The 18524-nt window shown below is 47.1% G+C and carries 12 protein-coding genes; 4 read left to right on the top strand and 8 right to left on the bottom strand.

Annotated elements, in window-relative coordinates; translation table 11 throughout:
- Positions 1-161 precede the first annotated feature (161 nt).
- Positions 162-1481: a carboxyl-terminal processing protease CtpB gene (gene ctpB / locus QUA70_RS18145; RefSeq protein WP_333348981.1), complete on the bottom strand. Its 1320-nt coding sequence runs from the start codon at positions 1479-1481 to the stop codon at positions 162-164.
- 196 nt (positions 1482-1677) lie between these two features.
- On the opposite strand from ctpB, the gene QUA70_RS18140 reads away from it, so the two are divergent.
- Both QUA70_RS18140 and QUA70_RS18135 read left to right on the top strand, forming a co-directional pair.
- Complete coding sequence (locus QUA70_RS18140) at positions 1678-2523, top strand: hypothetical protein (protein WP_333348983.1); 846 nt, start codon at positions 1678-1680, stop codon at positions 2521-2523.
- A complete protein-coding gene (locus QUA70_RS18135) occupies positions 2486-2629 on the top strand; it encodes a hypothetical protein (RefSeq protein ID WP_333348984.1) in 144 nt (47 codons plus the stop codon). Before QUA70_RS18140 ends, QUA70_RS18135 begins: the two co-directional genes overlap by 38 nt.
- Positions 2630-2694: 65 nt before the next feature.
- On the opposite strand, the gene QUA70_RS18130 is transcribed toward QUA70_RS18135, so the two are convergent.
- Positions 2695-3264: a pseudouridine synthase gene (locus QUA70_RS18130; protein ID WP_333348986.1), complete on the bottom strand. Its 570-nt coding sequence runs from the start codon at positions 3262-3264 to the stop codon at positions 2695-2697.
- A 204-nt stretch (positions 3265-3468) separates the two neighbouring features.
- On the opposite strand from QUA70_RS18130, the gene wecB reads away from it, so the two are divergent.
- Entirely contained in the window at positions 3469-4581 is a 1113-nt protein-coding gene (gene wecB, locus QUA70_RS18125; RefSeq protein ID WP_333348988.1) for a non-hydrolyzing UDP-N-acetylglucosamine 2-epimerase, read from the top strand.
- A 123-nt stretch (positions 4582-4704) separates the two neighbouring features.
- Here wecB and QUA70_RS18120 read toward each other — a convergent pair whose 3' ends face one another.
- The 4 genes from QUA70_RS18120 to QUA70_RS18105 all read right to left on the bottom strand — a co-directional run bounded on the left by QUA70_RS18120 (position 4705) and on the right by QUA70_RS18105 (position 8595).
- Positions 4705-5922 carry a TPM domain-containing protein gene (locus QUA70_RS18120; RefSeq protein WP_333335024.1) on the bottom strand — a complete coding sequence of 406 codons (1218 nt, stop codon included), beginning with the start codon at positions 5920-5922 and terminating at the stop codon, positions 4705-4707.
- A 282-nt stretch (positions 5923-6204) separates the two neighbouring features.
- The gene (locus QUA70_RS18115) at positions 6205-6726 is read right to left on the bottom strand and encodes a hypothetical protein (RefSeq protein ID WP_333335027.1); all 522 of its coding nucleotides are present in this window, start codon (positions 6724-6726) and stop codon (positions 6205-6207) included.
- An 8-nt stretch (positions 6727-6734) separates the two neighbouring features.
- Entirely contained in the window at positions 6735-7232 is a 498-nt protein-coding gene (locus tag QUA70_RS18110) for a TIGR00725 family protein (RefSeq protein WP_333335030.1), read from the bottom strand.
- A gap of 478 nt (positions 7233-7710) precedes the next feature.
- A complete protein-coding gene (locus QUA70_RS18105; RefSeq protein WP_333335033.1) occupies positions 7711-8595 on the bottom strand; it encodes a 4-hydroxybenzoate solanesyltransferase in 885 nt (294 codons plus the stop codon).
- Positions 8596-8807: 212 nt separating this feature from the next.
- Between QUA70_RS18105 and QUA70_RS18100 the strand changes: the two genes are divergently transcribed.
- Positions 8808-10424 (top strand): Ppx/GppA phosphatase family protein, encoded by a 1617-nt coding sequence (locus QUA70_RS18100; RefSeq protein ID WP_333348990.1) that lies wholly within the window; start codon positions 8808-8810, stop codon positions 10422-10424.
- 386 nt (positions 10425-10810) lie between these two features.
- Here the strand turns inward: QUA70_RS18100 and QUA70_RS18095 are convergent, their stop codons facing one another.
- Positions 10811-15082, bottom strand: coding sequence for a choice-of-anchor Y domain-containing protein (locus QUA70_RS18095; RefSeq protein ID WP_333410533.1), 4272 nt, complete (start codon positions 15080-15082; stop codon positions 10811-10813).
- 456 nt (positions 15083-15538) lie between these two features.
- A partial coding sequence (locus QUA70_RS18090) for an Ig-like domain-containing protein (RefSeq protein WP_333410531.1) occupies positions 15539-18524 on the bottom strand: 2986 nt, incomplete at its 5' end.

Here is an 18524-nt window from a genome sequence, read left to right as displayed (position 1 = left end):
TTATATTGCCGAGGAGAACTCGAATTCACTCATCTTTCTAAATGCTGTTTTCTCACTTTTTCAGCAAGCCCTACTTAACAACCCCTAACTAATCAATAAAAACAAAACCCGCCGATGCGGGTTTCATCTTCATGCTTATTGTTAACTACTGACGGTTTCAACTACTTCTTAGGAACAAGAACCTCATTAGCAGCAACGGGACGGGTCGAGGAAGCGGTAGTTTTCAAAAGTGCGATCGCCTGCGCGTAGCAAGGATCGTCCTTAGTTGCAACTAACGTCGGTTTGTTAGCTAATTTCAGCTTTTGTTCGTCGGTGATTTCCACCTTAACATCGGGAGTAACCCCCTTCTGGCTGATATCCGTACCGTTGGGAGTATAGTAGTGAGCGATGGTCACCGCCAATCCCGAACCATCAGCCAAAGAATGCACCGACTGCACCAAAGCTTTGCCAAAAGTTTGGCCGCCCATGACAGTTGCGCGCTTATTATCCTTCAGAGCACCGGCCAAAATCTCGCTGGCGCTGGCTGAGTTGTCGTCCACGAGCACCACCAAAGGCTTGTCAGTGAGCGCAGTGCGATTTGCCTTCATTTCCTGAGAATCGCCCGTGCGATCGACTGTGCGGACGATCGCCCCTGTATCCATCCACATCCGAGCGATATCAATGCTCACTCGCAGCAACCCGCCGGGATTGCCCCGCAAATCCAATACAAAAGCATCAGCTTTCTGATCCGAGAGCTTTTTAATCGCCGCCTGCATTTGTTCGCCGGCGTGAGAGCTAAACTCTTGCAAACGGATGTAACCCACATTCTGACCACCTTCATTCTTGAGGCTGTAGCGAACCGCTGCTACCTCAATTCTCGCCCTAGTCAGAGTGATATCAAATTCGCTTTTGCCCTCACGAGCAATCCGCAGCGTGACTTTCGTGCCTTCGTCGCCCCGAATTATCTGAGCCGCATCCGAGACAGTCATGCCTTTGGTAGTTTTGCCGTCAATCACCAAAATCGTATCGCCCGCTTGAATCCCTGCCTTCAGGGCCGGGGAATTTTCCATCGGCTCGACTACCGTAATCGCTTTGGTTTTCTCGTTTTCTTCCAGCCTCATCCCCACCCCTGTCAGTTCCCCGGAGGTTTGATTCGTCAGCGCTTCGTATTGCTTCGGGTCCATGAAGCGGGTGTAGGGGTCGTTTAATTTCTCTAGGGCTTTGCGGAGGGCGGTGTAGGCAGCTTCGCGAGAGGTATAATTTTTGCTCAGCAGTTCTTGGCGGGTTACTTGCCAGTCAGTCTTGTTAAAGCTGCCATCAACATAGTCTCGGTTCACAATTTGCCAAGCTTCGTCTAAGACAGCTTTGGGGCTATCTTGAAGCTCCGCGCGGACTGATTGGCTCAGGCCGGGAACGAGTAAAGATATCGAAGCGGTTGTTGCCATCGCCCCACTGAACAGGGCTGCCTGTAATTTAGAAAAGCGTCTGCGGGCTTGATTCATTGAATTTGGCTCAATTCGATTTTAGATTTTTGATTTGAGATTTTATATTGCTAAAAAATCTCACACTACTACTTAAACTATTGTGTGGAGGCTCCACCATCCCTTTGGACAGTTTAACGAGATTTTTAGTCGATCGCCAACCAATTATTACTCTCTTTCAATAAACTTAATTTAAAACTTGGATTTATAAAGTGCCGTGGAAGCTAAAATCGAACAATTTTCGCGTAAGTGGTTGAGCCTGGTCGTTAATGGAGTTATTGGTCTAGCAGCGCTGGCGGGGGTCGTCGCCATGCAGTCTAGCGGACTGTTGGGCGGAATGTCCCCAGTTCGTGTTCAGGGCCAAAAGCCGCTCTCTGCAATGTCTGCTGCCAGTTTCAAGCAAGCCGCACAGCAAGAAGCGCAGCAAGAAGCCCTGCGGCTAAAAATGCTCAAAACTATCCCTAGTTTTGGATTTGACAATTTAATTGCAGATTGGACATTTCTCAAATTTTTGCAGTATTTTGGCGACGACGAAGCCCGAAATGTGACGGGCTACAATCTGAGCCAAGATTATTTTGACATAGTTACGCAGCGCGACCCGCGGTGGGCTGACATCTACCTGTTTCTTTCCACAGCGATTTCTTTTTATCAGGGAAAGCCTGAAACTGCTGTTAGCTTTATAGAGCGTGGTACTAGGGCCCTTGCCGTTTCGCCGCAACTTCATTCCCAATCCTGGATAGTGTGGCGAACTAAAGGTATTGATGAGTTGCTGCTGTTGGGGGATATTCCCGACTCAATTCGCTCCCACGAAATGGCCGCTGAGTGGGTACAAGGAAGCCCGGAAGGGCCGAAATTGGCGCCGATGTTTCGAGCAACTGCTGAGTATTTGCGCCGAGATCCCGATAACGTGCCGGTGCGGTTTACTGCTTGGAGCACGGTTTATGCTCAAACAACTGATAAGTTGGTGCGTCAAAGGGCGAGACAAGCTCTTGTCAAGTTGGGAGCTCAGGTGCAAAAAGATAAGGATGGAAACGAGAGTTTTATTTTGCCCCCTCGAAAGTAAGCAGAAGGAAGAAGGAAGTTCGGCAACGGATTGTGTAACGGATGTAACGGATGTAACGGATATCAGGAAGAAGGAAGAAGGAAGAAGGGAAATGCAGCCGCAGTAATAGTTTCAGATATCAAGAATGTCCTAAATGTTAAGACGGTTGACTGTAATTCCCCAATCTAAAATCTAAAATCTAAAATCAGCTTGAGTTAGTTCGCGCCATTCACCGGGTTTGAGGCCTTCGAGACGCAAAGGCCCGATCGCACATCTGACCAGCCGCAGCGTCGGACACCCTACTGCTGCGGTCATCCGGCGCACTTGGCGGTTGCGGCCTTCTGTCAGAGTCATTTCCAGCCAAGCTGTCGGCACATTTTTGCGAAATCGAATCGGCGGTTCGCGGGGCGGCAAAGGTGGTTCTTCTAACAATAATTGCACTTTTGCCGATCGAGTCCGATAATCTTGAATTGTGACACCTGTCTGCAAAGCGGAGATCGCACTTGCATCGGGAATTCGTTCCACTTGCACCCAGTAAGTGCGGGGATGAGCGAATTTCGGGTCACTGAGTCGGTGCTGAAGGGGCCCATCATCGGTTAGCAGCAACAAACCTTCACTATCGCGATCGAGCCTTCCTACTGCATAAATGTTAGGAATAGGAATATAGTCTTTAAGAGTGCTGCGTTTAGTCTCGCTGGAGTTGTCAGTGAATTGAGTTAAAACGTCGTAGGGTTTGTAAAAGAGAATGTAACGATAGGGCATGACAGTTAAACAATAAAAATGTACCAACAGTGCGAGATAAAACGATATAACACCCCAAATAAACCCCTTTCTCTCTCTCTTTTCTCCCTCCTCTGCGCCCTCTGCGGTTCATAAAAAAATAAATCTTGTTAACCAACGATTCAAACCTGCTATAAAATATTCAGCCTTTAAGAGCCTCGCAAATCTCAACTACCCAATTTTACCATGCCCGAAGCCACACACCGCGTTTGCATCGTCTTAGGAACTCGCCCGGAAGCCATTAAACTAGCCCCAGTAATTCAACTCTTCAAAAGTTCGCCAACCTTTGACACCCAAGTAATTTTAACCGGTCAGCACCGAGAAATGGTCGAGCAAGTAATGCGAATGTTCGATCTAAAAGCCGATCGGGATTTAGCAATTATGCAGCACCAGCAAACCTTGACGGATATTACTTCCCGGAGTTTGCAGGGTTTAGAAGCCTTGTTTAAAGAATTGCAGCCCGAAATCGTGTTAGTTCAGGGCGATACAACGACTGCGTTTGCCGCTGCTTTGGCTGCATTTTACCAGAAAATACCCGTAGGTCACGTAGAAGCCGGATTGCGGACAGACGACGTGTTTAATCCTTACCCCGAAGAGGCTAACCGACGGTTGATTTCTCAGCTCACACGGCTGCATTTTGCCCCGACAGCGCTGGCTCAAGAGAATTTAGGGCGATCGGGGGTTTGGGGAGAAATTCACCGTACAGGCAACACAGTAATCGATGCTTTGCTTGCCGTAGCCAAACGCGAACCAGAATGCAACATTCCCCAATTAGATTGGAGCAAATATCGCACTATCTTAGCAACAGTTCACCGCCGCGAAAATTGGGGCGAACCCTTACAAGGAATTGCTCACGCATTTCTCCAAATCTTAGATAAATTTCCCGACACAGCTTTACTGCTACCCCTGCACCGAAATCCAACTGTTAGAGAACCTTTGCAAGCTCTTTTGGGCGACCATCCCAGAGTATTTTTAACTGAACCTTTAGATTACGCAGAATTAGTAGGAGCAATTCAAAGATGTCATTTAATTTTAACAGATTCCGGTGGCTTGCAAGAGGAAGCACCTAGTTTGGGCAAGCCAGTTTTAGTATTGCGAGAAACCACAGAAAGGCCAGAGGCGATTTCCGCAGGAACTGCTAAACTTGTAGGTACGAATTCTGATACAATTTTCACAGCAGCGGCAGAATTGCTGAGCAATTCAGATGCTTACAACGCAATGGCAATGGCAATTAATCCCTTTGGGGACGGTTTGGCAGCCTCACGGATTTTGAAAATTGTTAAAAAGTATTTTAGTTAGCTACCCGTCGCGAGTTGGGCGGTTGAAACCGCAACTACACAAACAAAGTCCGCCTGCGCGGACTCTAAAAGAAAGTGCGTAATTCCTGTTAAAAAAAACTCGGTTTATGCCTCCATTCCCGAATTACCAATCCCCACCGCCACCCCCACTACTGCTGTAGTCGCTACTGCTGCTACTGCTGTAGTCGCTACTGCTGCTATAATCGCTACTGCTGCTACTGCTGCTGTAATCGCCACTGCTGCTACTGCTACTGCTACTGCTGTAGTCGCTACTGCTACTGCTGCTGCTGTAATCGCCACCCGCACCGCCACCGCTGGAGTTGCCACCGCCAAAGCTACCTCCGCAGTCGCTACTGCTGTAATCGCCACCCGCACCGACAGCGCTGTAGTCGCTGCTACTGTTAATGCTGTAGTCGCTGCTACTGTTAATGCTGGAGTAGCCACCGCAATCATCGCTACTGCTACTGCTACTGTAATTGGGAGTGTTACTACTGTAATTGGGAGTGTTACTGCTGTAATTGGGAGTGTTACTGCTGTAATTGTGATTGTTACTACTGTAATTGCGCGGATAACGGCGGTGGCGGGAACGAGATTTCCGAGAAAATAAGCTGCGAAATATCTTAAAGATAATGAAACCAGGTATTAATGCGATGAATAACCCCAAAAGTAACCCATTGATTGAATTCGATGAATCTTCACCTGGTGATGTACTATTACTAATAACTGGCGATGGACTAGCTATTGGTGAGGGTTTCACCCCTTGAGATGGTACGATTGGAGCCAAAGGCAGCGTGGTTTGAGATTGAGCATTTACCATCGGAGTTTGTAAAACATTTACTAACGCCTTTGTCCCGGCTAATGTGCCCCCGTCAAAGTCCTGCTGTTTAAATCTGGGCGTAATTTCCGTTTTAATAATTCCCACTACCTGTGCATCCGGCAAAATGCTTTGAATGCCAGAACCTGTTTCAATTTGAACGCGGCGTTCCCCCGACGAAATCAACAATAAAACTCCGTTATTTTTACCTTTTTTGCCAATTCCCCAAAAGTTAAATAATTCTGTAGCAAATGCTTTTGGTGTCGCCGATGGCTGAGTATCAGGCACTGTCACAACAGCGATTTGCGAGCCGTTTTTTGCCTCTAAATCCGAAATCATTTGATTTACTTGAGTTGAGGTGCTGTTGCTGAGAATGTTTGCGCTGTCCGTTACCCAAGTATTGTTTATTTGACGGGGATTCGGTACTTCTTGTACTGTTATAGCTTGGCTCGTTAGGGGAAATGCAATTGCCGAAAAGCACAGCAAACTGCTCCAAATTATTTGTTTGTTGTTAAAGTGTAACTGCATCGCTTCAGTCTCCTGAATAACTGCTAATCTGAAATTGACATATATCTGTCCGCCTAATTACAATTAAATAACCAGCTCAGTGTCATGTCAATTCATATTATTCAGAAGTGGGATTCATAAAAATCATAATTTTAGGTGCGCCATAAGCACTTTACATTTATAGCCCTGGACGCGCGGGTGGCGAGAAACCGGGTTTTTAACTAAAAAAATTGCTGAAAACCGTCAATCTCGGTTCAAAAACCCGGTTTCTTAGTGGGCGAGTGCGAACGAATTTAGATATTTTTAAGGAGAGGGAACTGGTGGCAGAAAATTGCGGCTGCCTTTATAACCAGATAAAATAGCCAGTTTTTCCAAAGAGTGCCGGCCTGTGTAATATTTACCCCGAATTTCCCAAGTGGGATAAGCTTTAATATTGGCAGCTTTGCACAAATCTGGTTGAGCATCTTTGCCTCTGGGATCGCACTCAATGTAAGTAATCGCCGTAAATGCTTCTTTGCCGAAAAGTTCTTGTTGCGTGTGACAGTTAGGACACCAGTAAGCACCGTAGAGTCTAGCTTTGATTGTCTGCAAATGGGTTGCTAAAGCTATTTGATCCCCCACGGATTCGCTGCGAATAGGTGGCGCTTCTTGTTCGGTAACAGGCTGTGTGAAAGGGGGAGGAGGAGGGAGGGTTTGTGCTAATTTTTGAGTGGATTTGTTGCTGGAACTGAACTGTGCAATTCTTCCGTCTGCTTTAGTAGTGACGAAAATCCCCAAAGTCAGAAAAATGCCGATCGCACAAAAGTTGAATTTGCTTACTCTCATCTTGGATTTCATCTTGGATTTGCTAGGATTTCGCGAGCTTGATTCATAGCCTCTACAGCATTGTTTAGCACAAAGATGTTAAATTGTGCTAAACCTTTAAAAAAAACTTGACTTTCGGCGCTGTCATTTAACAAGATAACTTGTTTGTTAGCTTTCAGAGCGAGTGCTATTTCCGAAGCTGTGCCCGTCCCCATACCGCAGGCAATTATTACATCTGAAGAAAGAACGTTAATGTTATTTCTGGCGTTTCCCATATCGGTGACAATAGCAATATCTACAGCTTCAGAAATGCCGCGAGTGTCATTTCCCGGAAGGATGCCGACTGTTAAACCGTTAGCTGATTTGGCTCCTTTGTTGGCGGCATCCATGACGCCGACATTTCTACCGCCAGTTAGCAATATCCATCCTGCTTCGGCGATAAGTTGTCCGAGTTGATAGGCATTTTCTAAGTCGGTTGATGTGGCACTTTCGCCCGGGCCCATGAGGCCAATGATGATTCTTTTCATATCATAGTTTAGGGTTGAATATATTGCATTCTTGAAATATCGAGAACCCTTCGGAATCTGGGTGAGAAATGGCTCTCGATTTTTATTAGCCAGATGCCGCCGCCTCACTTGTCACAATCGGTTTTTATTTATTTTTATCCACCAATATTGGGTATAATTGAGTAGAATTTTGGGTAACAAAAAAATATAATATCAGTTTTTAGAAGCCTGCGCCTCATTAATTTATGTAAAGGTTTTAATTTAATTGGATTGATAAATAAGTATATTTAACTAAATATATTTATTTATAATACTCCTGAAAAAGGGGGAAGAAGCGATCGCTCGTCCCCCTTTTTTCGGGGATGTGCAGCCGTTGGAGACTTCGATACAAAGCAGAGAGACAAAGGCTTTGAGGCTTAAATCTATGTGAAGCTATTCTGTCAAAATTCAATCATTGGATTTTCATACCCGTTTCCTGCAGGAAAAGTCCTACAAAAAACTAAAAAATCTCCCCAACAATCATCCCCGCCAAGATCACAAACCCCACCCAAACATTTTGGCGAAAGATTTGACCGTAAACAAGCTTGGGAATATCCGCATTCCGCAGTTGACTATATTGCAAAAACCACAAAATAGCCGCCGCACTAATTGCCATCCAAAAACCAATGTGCAAGTGCAGATTAATTCCCATTGCTGCTAACAAACCGACAGTACCAACAAAGAAAAAACCCACAGCATTAGCAGCATTATCCCCGAAAAATATCGCGCTGGAATTCACCCCCAAACGCAAATCGTCTTCTCGATCGCTCATCGCATAAACTGTATCAAATCCCATCGTCCACAACACGACTGCACCCCACAGCAGCCAAGTCGCTAATTCTAATTCATTAACGGCGGCGCTCCAACTAATTAAAACAGCAAAACCCCAGGCAATTGATAACACTAATTGCGGCACGGGAAAGAATCTTTTGGCCAGCGGATAGCAGATAATTACTGGTACGGCGGCGACACACAGCCAGAAGCTTAAAGGATTGAGATAAAAAGCGAGAATCGCCGCGCAAGCAAAGGAAATTAATGCAACTCCTATTCCAGTTTGCACGGTGAGGGCGCGGGATGCTAGCGGGCGCGATCGCGTTCTTTCTACTTCGGGATCGATATCGCGATCCCACAAGTCGTTGATCACGCATCCAGCCGCACTCGTGGCTAAGGTTCCCAACACAATCACGCCCACCAATGCTGCGGGCGGCCTCCCGTCTGCTGCTAAAAAGACGGCCCAGAGGGCTGGAATCATTAAAATGAGCCTTCCTGCTGGTTTGTCCCACCTCAAAAGCCTCACGACGGTTAGCAATGTGGATTCGGTTGGGCGATCGGGCTCTTTAAGCATTTCAATTCTAGATTTGATATTTTTAACTCTAGATTTTATCAAATTTTAGGCACAATCACTTACTATCTCTGCTGGCGATCGCACTTCTGCCGGAATTTAAAACAGGTGAAAGTCTTGACCCGTCAGCAGTTCCTAATTTTTGCTAATTTAATAGAATGCCTCACTGGATTCGTGAAATAATTATAAATATCTGTCAACCCCGATACACTCCAATGGTTAATTCACTTGCTTCTGCGGAGTCAAATCGCATTATTGCTGCTATTGATATGGGTACTAACTCGTTTCACATGGTGGTGGCGCGGATCGATCCGAAATTGCCCGCGTTTACGATTATTGCTAGAGAAAAAGATACGGTTCGGTTGGGCGATTGCGAAGCTAAGACAGGGTGCTTGAAGTCAGAGGTTATGGAAAGAGCGATCGCCACTCTGCGCCGTTTTCAAGATATTGCTAAAACTTTCAATGCTGAACAAATTATCGCTGTTGCTACGAGTGCGGTTCGGGAAGCCCCTAACGGGCGGGATTTTCTCAAACAAGTTGCTGACGAATTAGACCTTAATGTTAGTTTAATTTCCGGTCAGGAAGAAGCGCGGAGGATTTATCTCGGCGTACTTTCAGGTATGGAGTTTAACAATCAGTCTCAGGTAATTATTGATATTGGGGGCGGTTCTACTGAGTTGATTTTAGGAGACAGTTCAGAACCTCGCTGTCTCACCAGTACAAAAATTGGTGCTGTTCGCTTAACAGGACAATTTGTCAAAACTGACCCGATTAGCAAGGAGGAGTTTGCTTATTTGCAAGCTTATATTCGGATTTCGCTGGAAAGACCGATCGACGAATTGCGCTCTCAATTCAATGCGGGCGAACCTCTGCGTTTGATCGGCACTGCTGGAACCATCGAAACTCTGGCTGCAATTAACGCTCGCGAAAAGTTGGGAACAGTGCCGAGTCCGCTGGCTGGATATCAGTTAAGTTTAAAAGATTTGCGCGATTTAGTCAATCGTTTTCGCAAACTTTCCTATGCCGAAAGGTTGGCAATTCCGGGAATGTCGGACAAGCGGGCGGAAATTATTCTGGCAGGATCTATGATTTTGCAGGAAGCTATGATACTATTAGGAATTGAATCGCTGACTGTTTGCGATCGCTCTCTGAGAGAAGGCGTAATTGTTGACTGGATGCTTAGCCACGGTTTGATTGAAAACCGCTTGCGCTATCAAGGTTCAATCCGCCAGCGCAGCATTCTCCACATGGCGGACAAATATCAAGTCAATTTAGAACAAAGCGAAAGAACCGCAGCATTTGCGCTCAATTTATTCGACCAAACTCAAGGAATTCTACACAACTGGGGAAGCGAAGAACGGGAGTTGCTGTGGGCTGCCGCAATTCTGCACAACTGCGGTTTGTACGTAAGTCATTCGGCGCACCACAAGCATTCTTACTATTTAATTCGTAATGGTGAGTTATTGGGCTACACTGAAACAGAGATTGAAGTAATTGCCAATTTGGCTCGCTATCACCGGAAAAATCCTCCTAAAAAAAAGCACGATAATTTTCTAATTCTTCCCAAAAAATACCGGGAAGTAGTAAGTAAATTGCATCCTTTTCTGCGGTTGGCTGTGGCTTTGGATAGGCGGCAGATTGGCGCAATTTCGGATTTTAAATGCGAACACCGCCCCGAAGTTCGAGAGTTTCATTTGCGGCTGCAGCCGCTCAATCCCGAAGACGATTGCGCTCTGGAACTGTGGAGTTTGGATTATAAAAAGCCGTCTTTTGAAGATGAGTACAATCTCAAATTAGTGGCAACTTTGGAACCGACTCTGGTTCCGGTTTAAATACAAAGCCGAGCCTGGAAACGAGAAACTGTAGGGTGGGCCGTCTGCACCCTACAGTTTCAAATTAACCCCAAGTCTAGTACCAATATTGTGTTTGAATCCACAGTCCTCCCGATCGCCCTAGCCTGCCTTCAGAAGGCAGGGTGGATTAATTTTAGAGAGGATAAATCAATGCGATATGACTATTTGCTGACGCTATACGAAAGATTTAATTAGTGTCTCATATCATGTCCGGTCGAGCGATCGCGATTTTTGTAGGGGCGGCTTCACCAACAATACCTGCAAATAATTGACAATCTCAAAAACCCGCCCCGACCGGGATATTATGGTTAATCGATCGCATATGATATTAGCGATCATTGTGATACAACCGGATTTCATATTATCTACAAACTAGGTAGCCCGATTACTGTAAAATCCTGTTGAGTGATGAGATTAGCTGGTACGCCGTTGAGGCTAGCTAAGATTTGATCGGTGTTGGCAATTTTGATAAAAGTTGTAGTGTTTTCTTCAACTATGCTGAGTCGATCGACCGTTAACCCTCCCGTTAAAATTAATAAATCTTCACCTTGCGTAAAATCAGCGATTACAGCGTGGCCTTCTCCTGCAGTCAAGAAAAAGTAATCGCGCCCGCTTCCCCCTTGCAGCGTATCGTTTCCTAAATCTCCCATCAACCAGTCGTCGCCAATTCCCCCAATCAAAGTATCATCAGCCTTACCGCCGTAGAGAGTATCGCTACCGTCACCGCCGCACAATTGATCGGCATCTTGATTACCAAAAATTAAATCATTGCCGCTACCGCCACACAAATAATCTTTTTGACTGCTAGAATTCGTCGCGATATTGTCAATATCTCCGAAAATCGTATCCTCGCCGTCGCCACCGCAGATGCTATCATTTCCCAAATCTCCAAACAGCAAATCATTGCCAGAATCACCGCAAATTATATCGTTATTTTTGCCGCCATGTAAGGTATCATTGTCCTCGCCCCCAGCAAGAGTATCTTCGCTTTCTTGTCCGTATAAAACGTCGTTGCCGTTATTGCCAAAAAGCAAATCTTTTCCTGTCAAGTCACCGTCAGACGCATCAGAAGTGCCGCCAAATAAACTGTCATTACCTTCATCGCCAAGCAGGGTATCGTTGCCTTTGTCGCCCCAAACTATGTCATTATCTTTGCCTGCGATCGCCACATCATGATCTTTACCCGCATAAATAATGTCATTCCCAGCGTGGCCGACGAGATAGTCGTTATTTTCGTGGCCAAATATGGTGTCGCTGTCTGCATCCGCGCCAACAGCAACTGGGCTAGCAAGGCCGCCGTAAATATTGTCGTTGCCGAGAAAGCCATTTAGCCAGTCGCTGCCGTTGAAACCGTTGATGATGTCATTAATATCACTGCCGGTTAGAGTATCTTTACCGTCAGTACCGTTGAGGATATTTTCAGGGATATTCGGGCCGGGAATGGAAGTGCGATCGGGTAAAGTGATTCGATCGCACATACAGTCTTCCGAAGCAGCAGGAATTAGCCCAGGTTCGGGGGTTTCGGTTGTTGGAGATGTGGTTGGGGCGATCGAATTCTGATTTGCGATCGGCGTTTCCGCAGGCGTCGGAATTGGAGTTTCCGCAGATGTCGGAATTGGCGTTGGAATTGGTGTCGGAGTTTCCCCTGGAATTAGCGTCGGTGTCGGAATTGGAGTTTCCGCAGGAATTGGCGTCGGAATTGGAGTTTCCGCAGGCGTCGGAATTGGTGTCGCAGTCGGAATTGGCGTTGGAATTGGTGTCGGATTTTCCCCTGGAATTAGCGTCGGTGTCGGAATTGGAGTTTCCGCAGGAATTGGCGTCGGAATTGGCGTCGGAGTTGGAATTTCCGCAGGCGTCGGAGTTTCCGCAGGTGTCGGAATTGGTGTTGGAATTGGAGTTTCCGCAGGCGTCGGAGTCGGAATTGGCGTCGGTGTCGGAATTGGAATTTCCGCAAGCGTCGGAGTTGGTGTCGGAGTTGGAGTTTCCGCAGGTGTCGGAGTTTCCGCAGGTGTCGGAGTCGGAATTGGCGTCGGTGTCGGAATTGGAATTTCCGCAGGTGTCGGAGTTGGTGTCGGAGTCGGAGTTTCCGCAGGTGTCGGAGTTTCCGCAGGTGTCGGAGTCGGAGTCGGAGTTTCCGTGGGAATTGGAGTTTCCGCAGGTGTCGGCGTCGGAGTCGGAGTTTCCGTGGGAATTGGAGTTTCCGCAGGTGTCGGCGTCGGAGTTGGAGTTGTATCTACAATAGTCAAAATAGCACTAGAAATTGCTCCTAAATCTGCTCCGTTAGTGGGATTGTTCAGAGTTAAATTAACAGTTTCATCCTCTTCTATCTCTGAATCATCAACAATTGGAATTGTGAAAGTTTGAGCAGTTTCGCCAATGCCAAAGTTTAAAGTTCCCGATGTCTGGTTATAGTCACTTCCAGCATTAGCAGTGCCATTACTTGTAGTGTAACTGACAGCAGCCACATTAGTAGCATCAGTGCGAGTAACGGTAACTGTGACAAATTGACCGTTTTCATTAACGCTGTAATTGGCGTTACTGAATTTAAATGTGCCTGGATTTGTGAGGTTGATAATGAAGGATTGGTCGTCAGAAGTATCGATACCTTCGTTATCTATACCGCCATTATCTCTCAGGTTTAGAGTGATATTAGCACTGCCGATCGCCCCCGGCACCGGCGTAAAGGTTAGCGTCCCCACCGAGTCGATCGCCGGTGGTACACTAAACAAAGCAGCATTGTCATTCCCTACCACTTGAAAAGCCACAGTTTGTCCTGATTCGTTGGCAGGGCCTGGGGAAATGGCTGTAGCCCATGCGGGGATGGTTTGTGGCCCCGAATTGCTGCTGAGAGTGCGATCGACTCCTTTGACAAACGAAGGTGCATCGTTGACTGGATTAACTGCGATCGAACTTGTTAAACTATTAGTGCTAAACGGCGTTGTTCCCCCGGTAACAGAAGCATTGACGCCCGCAGTACCGTTACCCACTCCGTTACTTCCATCCCACGCCCGAAAAGTAATTGTTGGTTCGCTTCCAGGCGTACTGTAATAGTCTTGGTTGGGTACAAAGCGGACTCTCGCAGGCGTTTGCAGGGAAACCCGCGTCAGGTTGATGTTAGCTTGGGCCGAGGTAGTGCCATCACCGAGGAATAGAAAATTAGGAGTTTCGTAACGATCTATCTGGTCGCTAAATTCTGAATAATCGCGCAGCGGGCCGCTTAGTATGATATCGCTGCCATCGGAAAGAAAGTAATTGTCACCTTGAACTCTGAGATTGTAGTTAGTAGCAATATTGGTGTTATAAGAAATATTTTCAGCGGCCACAAATAAGCTATTAGTTTGTCCGTTTGGGTTGGGAGTAATGCCGTCTCCTTGTGCAAAAATATTTCCCGAGTTTTCAGATAGCTGCTGAAAACCGATTTCAATGGCTTTGCGATCGCTAGTAACGGCAACAATGCTAAAACCAGCTTGATTTTGATTAGTGCGGGATTCCGAGATAATTTGGAGATTAAAAGACAAGCTAAAGCCGGTAGTGCGATCGAGCGGAGGAAATGACGGATTTAAAGGATTATTTGTATAGCCAGCATAAATGCTATTGGCAGCAGTGCTGTTTAAATTAACTCCATTACCGCTAAATATTTCTGAAGCTGTAGCGGTAGGAGAAGCAAGATTTAAGTTCGTCAAAGACAGCCAATTTTGAGCAGTGGGAGTATTACCAAGTAAGCCGTTATAAAGAAGAGTCGGGCCGAGTACGGTTGCTGAACTTTGCGACACTGTGCCGAAATTTGTCCAAGTATTGCCATCAGTTGAAAATTGCCAGTTACCGTTAGTATTGTCTGCAGCGGTTACTGCGACACCCAAAGGATCGCCATTAGCATCACTTCCTAACTCGCTAGTGAGGTTAAAAATACTAAAGCCTGTGTTAGCGGCGCTGGGTATATCTTCATTAATTGGGAGCAGAGTATTAAAATTAGAATTTGCCAAAGTCGGAGCGATGTTAACCTGCGGATTGCGGAGACTGTTAATATAAATAGTGTTAATTCCGCCGTTTGGCAAACCCAAGGAACCTGGACTATCTACAGCATAATTAGCAGTTCTGTTGATGCCGCCAAGAGCGCTCAAAAACTCGACATTACCCCCGTTGGGTGGTGCTGGAATTTGCACCTTAGCTGCACTCCCAAAGGCTCCGTGAGTTCCCGATGTCCTCCAGGCGATCGAATCTACTGTATCGGTATTTGTAGTGCTAGCATTATTAACATAAACAACATCTGAAGCCGCGAAATCCCCATGAAAATTTCCGGCTGGGAGCAGCTTTGTCAAAAATCCACCTTGGGGACTCAATCGAATGTTCCAATCGTTGTTTGTTCCCGACGGTATGGGGTTGTAGGCAATCTCTTGATTAGCAGGCAAACCGCCGATCGTAAGTATTGTTCCTGCTTTAAACACAGGAGCAATACTTGCCATATTAGTAAATCGATAAGCTGAATATTTAGCTGCTGTTGGCTCAGTTGAGTCGCCTACAAAATAGCTCTGAAGCTGAGTTGCACTTACATCTTCTGTGAGCAGTAACTCTACATACTCGTTGCCTGTAATGTTTCCCGTAGCGCGCCGGAATTCGTTAATAATTATCTGTCCCATCTAGATGCACCTAAATTTGAGATGATTATGTATTAGCTGTCAACTACTATCAATTGTTTTTTACATTAAAATTTTATTTACGTAAATACACTGTCAGTAATACACTGTCAGTAGTTTGTCCGTACAGTGGCTTGTTGAAGTCATTTTTATTACTAAAATAATATCTGGAGTGCGGAGCCGTGTCAAGCAAAAGCTTGGATTATTGTCGATCGCAATCCTGGACACAAAAAGTGATTTGATATCAATTCCGGTTGCACGAGCGAGATGATTGTTGAGTGTTGACTGTTGACTAAAATTATGCTTTCGGGATAACTGACTGTTTGGACATTTGAACAATACCGATGCAACCGGAAACGATATGATTTGACACACTACTAATGGCGGTAAGCAGCGCGTTGCACACTGTACATAATTAACTAAGGTGCGGAGTACGCACCTTAGTTAATTAATTTGTGCTTACCCGAAGATGGTAAAATCATTCAGACCGATCGCACTAGCTTGCACTCCATTCAAAGCAGCCAACAGTTGACCGTTCTCACCAATCCTGATCAAAGCTGCATTAGCATTTTGGGTAATACTAAGTTGAGCAAAAGTTAGACCGCCCGCTAACACCAGTAAATCTTCACCTTTTGTGAAATCAGTAATTAGATCGCTGCCTTCACCTGCTGTTAAAACAAAGCGATCGCGCCCCATGCCGCCGCTGAGAATATCATTGCCCAAACCCCCTATCAGATAATCGTCGCCTTTACCGCCATAGAGAGTATCGTTGCCCTCCTCACCGCATAGCTTGTCACTACCGCCGTTGCCAAAAATCAAATCATTGCCAGCACCACCGCACAGGGAATCAGGCTCGGCGTTAAAGTCGATCGCACTGTCTCCTAAAATAGTATCGTCCCCGTCGCCGCCGCAAATGCTATCACTGCCGCGATCGCCCAACAGCAGATCGTTGCCAGTACCCCCCACCACAACATCATTGCCCTTGCCCCCGTAAACCGTATCATTGCCCTCGCCGCCGCTTAGGGTATCCGCAGCATCTCCCCCGTTCAAGAAGTCGTTGCCAGCACCGCCAAACAGCAAATCGCGTCCATTCGAGTCAGGGCTAAACGGGTCAAAATTGCCTCCAAACAAGCAGTCGTTACCCTGAGCCCCAACCAGAGTGTCATTGCCTTTGTCACCCCAAATCAAGTCATCGTCTTTGCCGCCGATGGCCACATCATCGCCCTTACCCGCGAAAATGAGATCGTTGCCGGCATTGCCGTTGAGGTAGTCATTGCCATTGCCGCCAAACAGCAAGTCTTGGTCTGTAGCCGGGCCAAGGGGGATATTGCTGGGCAGTCCCCCGTAAATATTGTCGTTGCCTTTTTCGCCCAGCAGAATGTCGTTGCCGTTGAAACCGTTGATAGCGTCGTTGAGATTGCTGCCGATGAGGAAATCGTCGCCGTCAGTGCCGTTGAAAGTGCGATCGACAGAATTCGGGCCTGGAATCGAACTGATCGCGGGTAGGGTAATCTGTTCGCAAATGCAATCGCGATCGTCTGGAGTTTCCGTGGGAGTTGGAGTCGGAGTTTCCGTTGGCGTTGGAGTTTCCGGGGGAGTCGGAGTCGGAGTTCCCGTGGGAGTCGGAGTTTCCGTTGGCGTTGGAGTTTCCGGGGGAGTCGGAGTCGGAGTTCCCGTGGGAGTTGGAGTCGGAGTTTCCGTTGGCGTTGGAGTTCCCGTGGGAGTTGGAGTCGGAGTTCCCGTGGGAGTCGGAGTCGGAGTTTCCGTTGGCGTTGGAGTTCCCGTGGGAGTCGGAGTCGGAGTTTCCGTTGGCGTTGGAGTTCCCGTCGGAGTCGGAGTCGGAGTTTCCGTCGGAGTCGGAGTTTCTGTCGGAGTCGGAGTCGGAGTTTCTGTCGGAGTCGGAGTCGGAGTTTCCGTGGGAGTCGGAGTTTCCGTGGGAGTCGGAGTCGGAGTTTCCGTGGGAGTCGGAGTTGGAGTTTCCGTGGGAGTCGGAGTCGGAGTTTCCGTGGGAGTCGGAGTCGGAGGGTTATTTACAAGAATGCTTGCCGTGACGATCGCAGAATCAGCTTTCCCGTCATTAGCCTTGTAGGTAAAAGAGTCTGTCCCTGCAAAACCAGGATTCGGAGTGTAAATGAAAGAACCGTTAGCGTTGAGGGCGATCGACCCTGTAGCCGGATTTGTCACCAGAATCGCCGTCAGCGGGTCATTTTCCGGGTCTGTATCGTTGATTAAGACTCCCAAACCCGTCACGTTGAGACTCGTATTAAAAGCAGTAGTATAGCTGTCAGAATTCGCAACAGGCGGGTTATTATTGACGCTGATAGTCACGGTAGCCGGTTCAGATCTCACTATTCCGTCGCTGACTGTGTAGGTAAATGTGTCTGTTCCAGAAAAGCCAGCGTTAGGAGTATAAGTAAAAGAACCGTCTTTGTTGAGGGCGATCGACCCTGTAGCCGGGTTGGTGGCCACTGCAGCAGTTAGTGCGTCTAAATCTGCGTCGGAGTCGTTGCCTAAAACTCCTGGCACTATTTCGCTGAGGACTTTTCCCGCACTGATGCTATAGGTGTCAGGTTGTGCGATCGGCGGATTGTTAGTGACATTGATATTTGCCACAATTGGTGGTAGGGTAGCAATCCCGTCGCTGACACTATAAGTGAAGCTATCGAGTCCAACAAATCCAGGATTCGGAGTATAAATAAACGAACCATCATTATTCAATTCGAGAGTGCCATTGTTGGGATTTGTGACTTTAGTTGCAGTCAATAAATCACCGTCTAAGTCGCTATCGTTGGCTAAAACTCCTGTCGCAACTGGCACGTTGATGGCTTGATCGTGCAGGGTTTTGTAATTGTCGCTATTTGCCTGCGGCGGCTGATTGCCGACATTAATACCTATCTGAGCAGACCCAGACGTGAAGGTCCCGTCGCTGACGCTGTAGCTGAATACCTCCAAGCCGACAAAACCCGGATTGGGAGTATAGCTAAAGGAACCGTCAGGGTTGAAATTGACCTTGCCGTTACTGGGGACTGATAGCAGTGTGGCACTCAAGGGGTCGCCGTCGGGGTCGAAGTCATTGGCCAGAACTCCGGGGAATTCGACATTGAGAGTCTTGTCGTGAGGAGTGTTGTAACGGTCGCTATTTGGCTGCGGCGGCTGATTGGTGACATTAATACGTATCTCAGCAGACCCAGACGTGAAGGTTCCGTCGCTGACGTTGTAGCTGAAGTTGTCAAAGCCGAAAAAACCCGGATTGGGAGTATAGCTAAAGGAACCGTCAGGGTTGAAATTGACCTTGCCGTTACTGGGAAATGATTGCAGTGTGGCACTCAAGGGGTCGCCGTCGGGGTCGAAGTCATTGGCCAGGACTCCGGGGAATACGACATTGAGAGTCTTGTCGTGAGGAGTGTTGTAACGGTCACTATTTGCCTGCGGCGGCTGATTGGTG

Source organism: Microcoleus sp. LAD1_D5, from assembly GCF_036702115.1.
GTDB lineage: Bacteria > Cyanobacteriota > Cyanobacteriia > Cyanobacteriales > Microcoleaceae > Microcoleus.
This window is presented reverse-complemented; position numbering and strand designations above follow the sequence as displayed.